Below are 12,661 nucleotides of genomic sequence, written 5' to 3'. Positions count from 1 at the left end.
TTCCTCCCGACAATGCCCTTAAGACTCATCATTATTGAAACCAATGAAAGGTTGATAAGCTACCAAGCAGAAAATAATTGATCATCAGCACAAGAAATGAAGCGACATTCCATCGCGCCACGATTTTGCCCTGCATATTTCTCACCAGTCTAATGTATAAGTAAAAGCCGTATAAAAACAGCATAATAAACGAACCGAGCACCTTTGCATCTGTCCAGTACAACGTATCATACGAGATATATGCCCATATAATGCCAAGAATTAAACTAAGCAAGAGCATCGGCACGCCAATAATATTTAAGACATACGCCATGTGATCAAGCTTTGATAAGTCTTCAATTCTCAAAAGCCATTTTCCCCACTTTTTCTTTTTCAGCAAACGATATTGAAATAGATAGAGGAGTGAAAAAGCAAATGAAAGTGAAAAAGCGCCGTATGATAAAATGGCCATCGTAATATGAATGACGAGCAGCTCACTCGTCAGCTTTCCTGTCAGTTCGGCAGAATGAAGATCGGATGGTGTAAAGGTGTGAATCGCCATCATGGAAAAACCAATCACATTTGTAAAAAAGACAATAAATTCAACACGTAATACTTTTGTCAAAACAAGTGACAATGTCACAAGCACCCACGTATAAAAATATAACCCCTCTGCTACATTCAACACAGGGAATCGGTCTGTTTCCATCATAATATAAAACATGTAGACTGTTTGCAGCAGCCAGACAATAGAAAGCAACCAGAAAGCCATTTTTCCAGCCTTCCGGTTGTGTTGAAGAAAATCTATGAAATAGAACAAGACACTGAGTGCATAGATCAAGATCGTCGCTTCACCTAGTCTCGCTACAATGGATTCCATCATCGCCTAATCACTCACTGGCAACTGTAGCAAGGCCTTGTGCCATATTTGTTTTAAAACAGCTGAAATGCCCCTTGCTCCACCTGCATCGGCTCTGCCTTTTGCTCTTCATCTTCAACCTGTAAATCAAAGATTTCTTTAAAGAGTAAAAGTTTTTCCTCTGCATTCGGCTCCCCGGCAATTTCTTTGGCCTTTAAGATAGGATCTTTCAGCATTTGATTGATGATGCTTTTCGTATGTTTATTTAACAGCTTCATTTCACGATTTGTGAGGTTTGGAAGCTTTCGTTCGATGCTTTGCATCGTATCCGCTTGAATCGAGAGTGCTTTTTCTCTTAAAGCAGAAATCACAGGAACCACTCCGAGCGTATTAAGCCATTGCTTAAATTCCACAATTTCAGCTTCGATGAGAAGCTCCACCTCTTCAGCTACTGCACGGCGCTCTTTCAGGTTAGCTGCCACAATGCCCTCAAGATCATCAATGTCATACAAAAAAGCACCTTCTACTTCAGAAATAGCTGGATCTAAATCACGTGGTACTGCAATATCCACCATGAATAGAGGTCTGCCTTTTCTCTGTTTGTTCGCTTTTTCGACCATTTCTTTTGTAATCACAAATTGTTTAGCCCCAGTAGAGCTAATTAAAATATCCGCTTCAGATAAAGTTTTTTCTAATTGATTCAAGCTCTTAGGCTCTCCTGAAAAACGGCCGGCCAGTTCTTTGGCCTTTTCGAACGTTCGATTGATGACTGTTACCTGGCCAATTCCTTGACCTTGAAGGTTTTGAGCCGCCAGCTCGCCCATTTTACCCGCACCAAGAATAAGGACATGTTTATCAGAAAGACGTCCAAAGATTTTTTTGGCAAGTTCCACTGCCGCATAGCTGACAGATACAGCATTAGACGCAATATCTGTTTCCGCATGAGAGCGTTTCGCAACTGTTACCGCCTGCTTAAACAAATAATTGAAAACGGTACCAATGGTCTTCTCCTCTTGAGCGACTTTAAAGCTTGAGCGCACTTGACCGAGTATTTGTGTTTCACCAATGACCATAGAATCAAGTCCACAGGCAACTCGGAATAAATGCTCAACCGCTCCATCATTTTCATAAAACTTCAAATATGGAGAGACATCTTCTTTTTCTAAACCGAACCAATCTGCTAAAAATCTTTTTATATAAAACCGACCAGTATGAAGCTGATCTACAACTGCGTAGATCTCTGTTCGATTACATGTTGAGATGACGATATTCTCTAGAATGCTTTTTTCTTCTTTAAGCTTGGACATCGCTGTTCCGAGCTCGCTCGGTTCAAAGCTCAGCTGTTCCCGTATCTCAACAGGGGCTGTTTTATAATCTAAACCCACAACAAGAATATGCATAACTTCAGCTTGCACCCCCAACGCCCTGTCTAATTTATAATAATTACAATATAGAATTTATTATTTATAATGATTATAACATATATTCATTTTTAACTGGATAAAAATTGTGAACAGATTTCAAAAATGTTGTGATATAGTAGAAAAATGTTCGACATCGAATGCCATATCATCACTTCAAGCAATTTACCAGATTTGGCGCGTGCGGACAAATGATCTGCTTATAAGAAGGTGACATCTTTGAAGAAGAAATCTATTTTGCTGCCGCTCACTTTGCTGGCTGTAGCACTATATGCCATTCTCTCAGGAGATCAATTTGACATTTGGAAAGATCAGGAGAAATGGTATACACTTGTACTGCTTTTTGGCCTTGCTTTCTTATATCAAGGAAAGAAGGAGCAGGAAACCTCTCATGTGTTTATCGGTATGCTCATGACAGGCCTTGCGCTACACTTTATCCTTCAGCCGAAATTAGAACACTGGCCAGATACATTTACGATGATTGTGTTCATCATCGGCCTCGCACTTTTGATGAAATCATCACAGAAAAAGGAATATCAAATAGAAAGTGTTGTTCTCATCACACTCGGTCTATTCCTTTATTTCTTTCAACAAATTACGAAGCAACTTAGCACACTTTCCATCCCTACTTCCGGTTTTGAATTGTACTGGCCATATGTATTGATTGCCGTCAGTCTCCTCTTATTATTTTTAAAAAGGAAATAACTTATACAATAAAAAGGCATCTGCATATAGCAGATGCCTTTTTTTAGCTGTTAATCTTCGCAAGGATCGCATTCCAGGCTTCGTCTTTTCCCTTTTTTGTTTCAGAAGAGAAAAGGATTAATTCATCTGAAGGGTCAATGTCGAGTGTCTGTTTGACGACTTTCGCATGCTTTTCCCATTTGCCTTTTGGAATTTTATCGGCCTTTGTTGCAATAATGATCACAGGAACTCCATAATATTTAAGAAATTCATACATGTTCACATCATCTGCGGATGGCTTATGACGCAGATCCACAATTTGGACGACTGCTTTTAACTCTTCACGCATTGTAATATACGTTTCGATCATTCTCCCCCATGCTTCGCGCTCTGTTTTTGATACTTTGGCAAAGCCATAACCTGGGACGTCCACAAAATGGAGCATATCATTAATAATGTAAAAATTAAGCGTCTGGGTCTTTCCTGGTTTAGAAGACGTACGCGCTAAATTTTTCCGATTAATCAATGAGTTAATGAACGAGGACTTTCCAACATTTGATCGTCCAGCAAGTGCGATCTCAGGCAGTCCCCCGCTCGGGTACTGCTCTGGTTTCACCGCACTAATGACGATATCTGATTTTGTTACTTTCATCTTCCCTCTCCTACTAACGCTTTCTCAAGCACCTCATCTAAATGTGAAACCGGAATAAAAGTTAATCCTTCTCTCACACTTTCAGGAATATCATCAATATCCTTCTCATTGTCCTTTGGAAGAATAATCGTTTTCAGTCCTGCACGATGTGCGCCTAATGCTTTTTCTTTTAATCCGCCAATCGGAAGCACTCTTCCTCTTAACGTAATTTCTCCTGTCATGCCAACCTCTTTTGAAACAGGACGTCCTGTGAGTGCTGATACAAGAGCCGTCGCAATGGTAATACCAGCTGATGGCCCGTCCTTTGGAACCGCCCCCTCTGGAACATGGATATGAATATCGTGCTTTTCATTAAATTGAGGATCAATGTTCAGTTCATCTGCTTTTGAACGAATATAACTGAATGCCGCCTGCGCAGATTCTCTCATGACATCACCGAGCTTACCTGTTAGCAAAAGCTTGCCTTTACCCGGCGAGAGTGAGACCTCGATGGACAAGGTGTCTCCGCCAACTGTGGTATATGCAAGGCCTGTGACAACGCCGACCTGATCTGTCGTTTCCGCCTGACCATAACGGTAAAGTCTTTTTCCGAGGAATTCAGATAAGTTCTTTTCCGTCACTGTGATGCGTTTGCGGTCTTCAGCCACAATTGCTCTTGCTGCTTTTCGGCAGATCGCCGCAAGCTGACGCTCTAACCCGCGGACTCCTGCTTCTCTCGTGTAATAGCGAATCATATCGTAAATCGCTGCTTCACGAAGCTGCAAGTTCCCTTTCTTTAATCCGTGCTCCTTTAGCTGCTTCGGCAGAAGGTGATCTTTCACAATTTCTGCTTTTTCAACTTCCGTATACCCTGCAATCGTGATAATCTCCATTCTATCACGAAGTGGACCTGGAATGGTTGCTAAATTGTTGGCAGTTGCGATAAATAACACTTGAGACAAATCAAATGTCTCTTCAATATAGTGATCGCTAAAGTTATGATTTTGCTCTGGATCTAACACTTCAAGCATCGCAGAAGACGGATCTCCTCTAAAGTCAGAAGACATTTTATCAATTTCATCTAAAAGAAAGACCGGATTCATCGTGCCCGCCTTGCTCATCCCGCGAATGATACGGCCAGGCATCGCACCTACATAGGTTCTTCGATGACCACGGATCTCAGATTCATCACGTACACCGCCAAGAGAGATACGGATAAACTTTCGATCGAGTGATTTGGCAATGGATTTAGCAAGTGACGTCTTCCCTACCCCAGGAGGTCCTGCCAAGCAAAGAATCGGTCCCTTTAATGAATTTGTTAGTTTTTGAACAGCAAGATATTCGAGTACCCGCTCTTTTACTTTTTCAAGCCCGTGGTGCTCGTCATCTAAAATTTCGCTTGCAAGCTTTAAATCTAGACGATCTTCTGTATAAGTGCCCCACGGCAGATTGATCAACCAATCAATATAATTGCGAATGACAGAACTCTCAGCAGAGCTTGAAGGGATTTTTTCATAACGGTTCAGTTCTTTTAAAGCCGTTTCACGAACGGAATCTGGCATGCCGGACTCTTCAATTTTAGCCATAAGCGTACTGACTTCGCCTGTTTTCCCCTCTTTGTCTCCAAGCTCCTTTTGAATAGCTTTCATTTGTTCGCGCAAATAATATTCTTTTTGCGTTCGCTCCATTGAACGTTTGACACGCTGGCCAATTTTCTTTTCAATCTCTAGCACTTCTTTTTCATTGTGAATGAGACTGATGACCCGGTTCAACCGTTTTTTGACATCGACTGTTTCCAGCACTTCTTGCTTGTCTTTTAATTTCAAAGGCAGGTGGGAAGCGACGATATCCGCCATTCTTCCAGGTTCTTCAATATCCGTCACCGTTGCATATGTTTCAGCTGAGATTTTTTTTGAAATTTTTATGTACTGATCAAAATGATCTAACAAAGTGCGCATGAGTGCTTCTGCTTCTGCGTCCTTTAATTCTTCTTCTGTCAACTCTTTAATATCGACTGACGTATAGTCTTCTAGCTCCATGTAGGATTCGATCTGCGCTCGATTTAAGCCTTCGACGAGCACACGGATCGTTCCATTTGGCAGCTTCAGCATTTGTTTAATTTTTGTGTAGGTGCCGACTTTGAAAATTTCCTCTTCACCTGGTTCATCTATTGAAATTTCCCGCTGTGTTGCTAGAAAAATCATATGATCGTTCATCATGGCCTGTTCTAATGCTTGAACAGACTTTTCGCGCCCAACGTCCAAATGCAAGACCATTGTTGGATAAACAAGCAAGCCTCGCAGTGGAAGGAGCGGAACATTCTTTTTGATTTCATCTGCCATGTTGATAGACACCTCCGTCACTAGTATGAATCATTATAATATACCTGTTTCAGTCTTGTACAATGTAAAAGACTTGAGAAATGATGATCTTACCGTAGTATACCCTTTCTTTTTATCTTGAAAAAGAAAAAAAGATCTATTTCACTAAAAAATCCCCATATGAGATGGGGATTAAACAGATTTCCTTTTCATTTCTTCTTCTAGTCCATCTTTCTTCTCATCTGGCGGATTGACCAAACACTGATCCAGCACTTCTTGGAAGTGCTTCACAGGCACAATTGTCACCCCTTCAATCTCTTTTAAGATCGACTGCTGATTGTCATAAGGGATGATCACTGTTTTGACACCCGCTTGTTTGGCTGCCTTGATTTTTGGTATGACACCGCCAATCGGCTTCACCTGACCTTGTAATCCAATCTCACCGGTCATCGCCGTTAAATGATCAATCGGGATTTGATGAATGGCTGAGAAAATGGCTGTGGCCATCGCAATTCCAGCAGACGGCCCATCAATCGGGGCACCAGCCGGAAAATTAATGTGGATATCATATTCATTTGTTCGTATGCCTAAGTTTCGAAGCACGGTTAAGACATTTTCAACTGAGCCCTTCGCCATACTTTTCCGTCTGATCGATTTAGACTGATTGCCGATGCTTTCTTCTTCCGCAATACCTGTAATATTGATACTGCCTTTTTCAAGCGCTTTACAAATGTTCACTTCAATTTCAAGCAGAGCCCCGCTGTTCGGTCCATACACGGCAAGACCATTTACTACTCCTACCTTTGGCTTTTCCGGTACTTTTTGTTCATATCTTGGTGTCAGCTGGCTTGAATGAATGACCCATTCTACATCGGCAATCGTAATATCCTTTCGGTTTTCAGTTACAGCCATACCTGCGGCAATCTGTACCATGTTGACCGCTTCACGTCCATTTTTCACATAGGATGTTAACAGGTTCAGTCCTTCGTCACTTAATTCCTTCTGTATTTTCTCGACTGCTTTAGCTGCAACAATTTTCAGCTCATGCTGATCCAAATCCTTGAAGAAAATCTCCAAACATCTTGATCGAATAGCCGGCGGAATCTCGTCCGGTGTTCTTGTCGTGGCGCCAATCAGTCGAAAATCAGCGGGCAACCCATTTTGAAAAATATCATGGATGTGATTCGGGATTTGTGTATTTTCTTCACTATAATAAGCACTATCTAAAAACACTTTTCGATCTTCTAGCACTTTGAGCATTTTGTTCATTTGAATCGGATGTAGTTCTCCAATTTCATCGATAAAGAGAACGCCGCCATGAGCATGTGTGACGGCTCCTTGTTTCGGCTGCGGAATGCCTGCCTGTCCCATGGCCCCTGCTCCTTGATAAATGGGATCATGTACGGAACCAATTAAGGGTCTGCGATGCCTCGTTCATCAAATCTTGCCGTTGTGGCATCAAGCTCAACAAATACTGCATCTTTTTTAAATGGTGAATCAGCGTGACGCTTCGCCTCTTCCATCACTAGACGAGCAGCAGCTGTTTTTCCAACACCAGGCGGCCCGTAGACGATGACATGTTGCGGGTTCGGTCCACACAGGGCAGCTTTAAGTGCACGTATACCGTCTTCCTGCCCTACAATATCTTGAAACCCCTTTGGCCGGACTCTCTCTGATAAAGGTTCACTCAGTTTAATGGATCGCATCTTTCTGAGTGCTTCCATTTCTTTCTTTGATTCTTTATCGATCGTCACCTTTTGTGTGCGCTGATTTTTCAGTAAGTTCCAAAAGTACAACCCGATGACGATACCAAAGAACAGTTGTATGAATAATACGATTCCTGTCCAGCTCAATCGGTGCTCCCTCCTTCATCTATCGTTATGTATTGGTTTCTGTCTGCTAGTATTTCCTAGAGCTGGACGGAATAAACACAACTTCCACGATAAATAAAAAACTCCTGAATCAAAAGATTCAGGAGTCATCAAATGGGCTTATGCTGATGTTTTTGTATCTTTATTCACGACTGTACCGTCTTTTAAGACAAGACGTGGCGGCTCACCATCAGCAACCGTTTCACCAGTAATGACACATTTCTCAATATCATCACGAGATGGAAGATCAAACATCACATCAAGCATGATGCCTTCAATGATGGAGCGAAGACCACGAGCTCCTGTTTTACGCTCAATTGCTTTTTTCGCAATTTCGCTAAGAGCATCTTCTTCAAACTCAAGCTCAACATCATCAAGCTCAAGCATTTTTGTATATTGCTTAACGAGCGCATTTTTAGGCTTCGTCAAGATTTCTACAAGTGCTTTTTCATCTAACGGCTCTAGGCTTGCAATAACCGGAAGACGACCGATGAATTCTGGGATTAAACCGAAGCGAAGTAAGTCTTCTGGCAGAACTTTTGATAGAAGGACTTCTTTTTCAAGATCTTCAATTTTATTTTCCGCACCGAATCCAATCACTTTTTGACCTAGGCGGCGTTTGATGATTTGCTCAATGCCGTCAAAGGCTCCACCACAAATGAAGAGGATATTTGTTGTATCAATTTGAATGAATTCTTGATGAGGATGTTTACGTCCACCTTGAGGCGGTACACTAGCAACTGTTCCTTCAAGAATTTTCAAAAGGGCTTGCTGTACACCTTCCCCAGATACATCACGAGTGATAGAAGGGTTTTCTGATTTTCTTGCTACTTTATCGATCTCATCGATGTAGATAATGCCTTTTTCAGCTTTTTCTACATCATAATCTGCTGCTTGGATCAGCTTTAGTAAAATATTCTCTACGTCTTCCCCAACGTAACCTGCTTCTGTTAAAGACGTCGCATCTGCAATCGCAAATGGAACATTTAAAATACGTGCAAGTGTTTGAGCAAGTAATGTTTTACCGCTTCCTGTAGGTCCAATCATAGAAATGTTACTTTTCGAAAGCTCAACATCATCAATCTTACTGTTGGAATTAATCCGCTTGTAATGGTTATAAACCGCTACAGCTAAGGATTTCTTCGCATTCTCTTGTCCGATGACATATTCATCAAGAATTTCCCGGATTTCATGAGGTTTCGGAACATCCTTGAATTCAACTTCTTCCTCAGTACCGAGCTCTTCTTCAACTATTTCCGTGCAAAGCTCGATACATTCATCACATATATATACGCCAGGTCCTGCGACCAGTTTACGCACTTGATCTTGCGTTTTTCCGCAAAACGAGCATTTTAATTGACCTTTTTCCTCGTTGAATTTAAACATTCTTTCACCCCTTATTCTTCTTCACTTGCCTGTAGCTAACAGTCAGCTACCCTTCTGGGTCCAGTATGTATGCATTTTACCATACTTTCCTAAAAGACGGTAATGATGTGTTTGTAACACTGCACATTGAGATATGTATGACAGAAAGATGCGACTTACACTATCGTTTCCAAAAGAAGCGATGATAAGTCAAAAATTGTACAAAACAAGGCACGAGTCACTCGCGCCCTGTTTTATTATTATGCACCATATTAACGGTTTTCTACAAGAAAATCAATTGCTTTACGAACTTTTAAATCTTCTTTCATTGCTTCAGTAGAACCGATCGCTTGTTTGATATTTTCAATAGGCATGTTGTATGCTTCAGCCATTTTTGAAAGTTCTTCTTCCACTTCTTCATCAGACACTTGTAGGTCTTCTGCAGCAGCAATTGCTTCAAGAGTAAGATTAGATTTTACGCGTTTAGCAGCATCTTCTTTCATTTGCTCTTTTAGCGCATCTTCATCTTGTCCAGAGAACTGGAAGTAAAGCTCAAGGTTCATCCCTTGCATTTGAAGACGTTGTTCGAATTCTTTCATCATGCGGTCTAGCTCAGTGTCAACCATCGCTTGAGGAACGTCAACTTCCGCATTTTCAGAAGCTTTTGCTACTAGCTCTTCACGAAGTTTGCCTTCTGCTTCGTTTTCTTTTGCTTCTTCAAGACGTTTCTTCGTTTTTTCAGTTAATTCAGCAATCGTTTCAACTTCCTCATCAACATCTTTAGCGAACTCATCGTCAAGTGCTGGAAGTTCTTTTGCTTTGATTTCATGAATTTTCACTTTGAATACAGCTGGTTTACCTGCAAGGTCTTCAGCATGATATTCTTCAGGGAATGTCACTTCAACGTCTTTTTCTGCACCTGCTTCAAGACCAACCAATTGCTCTTCGAAACCAGGGATGAATGAACCAGAACCTACTTCAAGAGAGTAGTTCTCAGCTTTTCCGCCTTCGAATGCTTCTCCATCAACGAATCCTTCGAAATCTAGAACAACTGTATCGCCGTTTTCGATTGCGCCTTCTTCTTTGACAACAAGCTCAGCTTGACGGTTTTGCATAGCTTTTAACTCTTCTTGGACATCTTCATCAGATACAGATGTGTCGTCTTTTTCTACGTTAAGACCTTTGTAGTCACCAAGTTTTACTTCTGGCTTCACTGTTACTTTTGCAGTGAAGATTAAGCTTTCGCCTTTTTCGATTTTCTCAACATCGATTTCAGGGCGGTCAACCGGCTCGATACCAGCTTCGTCGATTGCTTTCGGATATTCAACTGGAAGAAGAATATCTAGTGCATCTTGATAAAGAGATTCTACTCCAAAACGCTGCTCGAAAAGACCACGTGGTACTTTCCCTTTACGGAATCCAGGGATTGATACTTGCTTAACTACTTTCTTAAATGCATCATCAAGTGCTTTGTTAAATGTTTCAGCGTCAACTTCTACTGTTAAGACACCTTCGTTACCTTCTTGTTTTTCCCATTTTACTGACATGTGTGTTTCCCTCCAAAAATCTATTCAGATTGTGCGTTGTTACATTCTAAAGCATCATAAAGACTTCGTCCAATCAAAAACCACGCACTCCGCTAAAGAAGCGGTCTTATGTATACAACATTTGACTTGATTATACATAACGTCTTTCAACCGTTGGAATCTTACAACCGCACGATATATGCACAAATACAACCATTATATTATAACATAACAAGTCCGTCTTTCAACTAAATCGACAAATTACAAATAAGAAATTTCTTCAATATCTTTCAGCATTGTACAAGCTTCTCTCAGCTCTCGTTCGTTAAAATCATACAATAAATGCAATTCTTCGAGGTCAATCTCGATACCATGCATTTCATAGCCGACTTTATGAAGTGCCGCAGCCCAAAGATTCGGATCCGTATATTTAGGAAGAAATGGATATAGCACAAATAAGTGCCGGCGCCATAACTCTTCAACTCCTTGGTAAAGGGTTGGGTTCTCATTGCCGAGTGTGTCATCGAGCTTTCGAAGGACTTGCTGAAGCAGTGGCATTTGCTCTGGCTTGACAGCCTCAGAAGGAACAAGCGTTAAAGAATCACCGAACTTCGTCACATGAACCGGCTTTGCCACATCATGATCTGACAGAAGTTGCAGGATCAATGATTTGACCAAAGGGTTTCCATCAGGCTTTTGTAGGATCGTATTTAATAGACCCATATGCGGCGTGATGTTTCGGTCTTTCAGCGAATGGATGAACTGCACCTGCTCTTCTGGCCGCTCGAGCATTTCATCTATATTGATTTCTCCGCTGCCTTCCTCGTCTTCGTCTAAAATCTCTTCTGGTGATTCAATCATCTTTCTGCTAAATTCAAGCAGTTTATAAAAATGCTCCGCGCTTTCTGCTGGAAGGTGATTTTCTTCAAGGACAGCCTCAATTGTTTGTTTGACTTCCTCGTACTCTTTCAGCTGAATTAAGATGGTCATATATACTTGAAGCACAGTGAAATAGTGTCCATATCCTTCATGTAGCATCTTTTCACAGACTCGCTTTGCATCCTGCAGCTCACCAAGCTCTAGAAAACAAATCGCCATACCGAGATGAATATCGGATTCTTCATCGTCATCATACGATTTCGCTTCTGAAAATAAGTGAAGCGCCTCTTGATACTGTTTATCTTTTAATGCTGCCATTCCTTTTTCAATCAGTCTTTCTTTCAGACCAGGAAACAAAATGACATTATCTTTCTTCTTGTCATGTTTCATGCTTACGTTCCTTTCGGGCGCATATTTTTTATCAGTTTACCAACGAAGGTTAGTAAACACAAGTAACGAGAGGTTTTCATGCAAAAAAGAAGCCGTCACACCACGGGGACGGCTTCTCGTTGTTTATGCACGCAGCCAGTTGCTACGTTTCTCTTCAAATGCCTGAATCTCATCTTCTAGTAACAATGTTAATGAAATCTCATCATAGCCATTCAGGAGCATTTCTCTCCAGTGTGGATCTACATCGAAAGGAGTAACATTCCCTTCATGGTCTTGAATCTGTTGTTTTTCCAGATCAACTGTCATTTCATATCCTTTGTTTTCATATGATGCAGCAAACGTTTTCCACACATCATAATCAAGGCGGATTGGAAGCATCCCGTTTTTAAAACAGTTTTGATGAAAAATATCGGCGAAAGATGGGGCAATGACAATTTTGAAACCATAATCATCAAGTGCCCAAGGCGCGTGTTCCCTTGATGACCCGCAGCCAAAGTTTTCGCCTGCGATCAAAATAGAGGCTCCTTCATAAATCGGCTGATTGAGCTCAAAATCTGGATTTGGACTGCCATCTGCTAAATATCGCCAATCAAAAAAGGCAAATCGGCCATATCCTGTTCGTTCGATTCTTTTCAAAAACTGTTTCGGAATGATTTGATCTGTATCTACATTTATACGGTTAAGCACAGCGGCTTTTCCTTTATGAGTGACTAAAGGCTCCATCTATGACACAAC

Annotated in this window: 9 protein-coding genes and 1 pseudogene; 1 reads left to right on the top strand and 9 read right to left on the bottom strand. The window is 41.2% G+C overall.

Going from position 1 to position 12,661, the window contains the following annotated elements; all coding sequences use genetic code 11:
- Positions 1–31: 31 nt before the first annotated feature.
- Both KFQ09_RS16115 and hemA read right to left on the bottom strand, forming a co-directional pair.
- A complete protein-coding gene (locus KFQ09_RS16115; RefSeq protein ID WP_008342830.1) occupies positions 32–862 on the bottom strand; it encodes a cytochrome c biogenesis protein in 831 nt (276 codons plus the stop codon).
- 50 nt (positions 863–912) lie between these two features.
- Positions 913–2,238, bottom strand: a complete 1,326-nt coding sequence (gene hemA, locus KFQ09_RS16110; protein WP_255836248.1) for a glutamyl-tRNA reductase — start codon at positions 2,236–2,238, stop codon at positions 913–915.
- Positions 2,239–2,478: 240 nt separating this feature from the next.
- Here hemA and KFQ09_RS16105 point away from each other — a divergent pair, with 240 nt between their 5' ends.
- Complete coding sequence (locus KFQ09_RS16105; RefSeq protein WP_136944760.1) at positions 2,479–2,964, top strand: hypothetical protein; 486 nt, start codon at positions 2,479–2,481, stop codon at positions 2,962–2,964.
- Positions 2,965–3,007: 43 nt separating this feature from the next.
- On the opposite strand, the gene yihA is transcribed toward KFQ09_RS16105, so the two are convergent.
- The 7 genes and pseudogenes from yihA to leuD form a co-directional block, all read right to left on the bottom strand.
- Positions 3,008–3,595 (bottom strand): ribosome biogenesis GTP-binding protein YihA/YsxC, encoded by a 588-nt coding sequence (gene yihA / locus KFQ09_RS16100; protein WP_007501562.1) that lies wholly within the window; start codon positions 3,593–3,595, stop codon positions 3,008–3,010.
- Positions 3,592–5,916 carry an endopeptidase La gene (gene lon / locus KFQ09_RS16095; RefSeq protein WP_007501564.1) on the bottom strand — a complete coding sequence of 775 codons (2,325 nt, stop codon included), beginning with the start codon at positions 5,914–5,916 and terminating at the stop codon, positions 3,592–3,594. Before lon ends, yihA begins: the two co-directional genes overlap by 4 nt.
- Before the next feature lie 171 nt (positions 5,917–6,087).
- A pseudogene (gene lonB, locus KFQ09_RS16090) lies at positions 6,088–7,748 on the bottom strand (ATP-dependent protease LonB).
- Between the two features lie 138 nt (positions 7,749–7,886).
- Positions 7,887–9,152, bottom strand: coding sequence for an ATP-dependent protease ATP-binding subunit ClpX (gene clpX, locus KFQ09_RS16085; RefSeq protein ID WP_017358145.1), 1,266 nt, complete (start codon positions 9,150–9,152; stop codon positions 7,887–7,889).
- 251 nt (positions 9,153–9,403) lie between these two features.
- On the bottom strand, positions 9,404–10,678 hold the full coding sequence (tig, locus tag KFQ09_RS16080; RefSeq protein WP_008342839.1) for a trigger factor: 1,275 nt from the start codon (positions 10,676–10,678) through the stop codon (positions 9,404–9,406).
- A gap of 240 nt (positions 10,679–10,918) precedes the next feature.
- Positions 10,919–11,926 carry a DNA damage checkpoint antagonist DdcA gene (gene ddcA, locus KFQ09_RS16075; RefSeq protein ID WP_008342841.1) on the bottom strand — a complete coding sequence of 336 codons (1,008 nt, stop codon included), beginning with the start codon at positions 11,924–11,926 and terminating at the stop codon, positions 10,919–10,921.
- 123 nt (positions 11,927–12,049) lie between these two features.
- On the bottom strand, positions 12,050–12,649 hold the full coding sequence (leuD, locus tag KFQ09_RS16070; RefSeq protein ID WP_060781249.1) for a 3-isopropylmalate dehydratase small subunit: 600 nt from the start codon (positions 12,647–12,649) through the stop codon (positions 12,050–12,052).
- Positions 12,650–12,661: the final 12 nt, after the last annotated feature.

Source organism: Bacillus sp. FS02 (assembly GCF_024398395.1).
Lineage (GTDB): Bacteria > Bacillota > Bacilli > Bacillales > Bacillaceae > Bacillus > Bacillus altitudinis.
The sequence above is the reverse complement of the archived record's forward strand: the minus strand, read 5'-3'. Positions and strand labels throughout refer to the sequence as shown.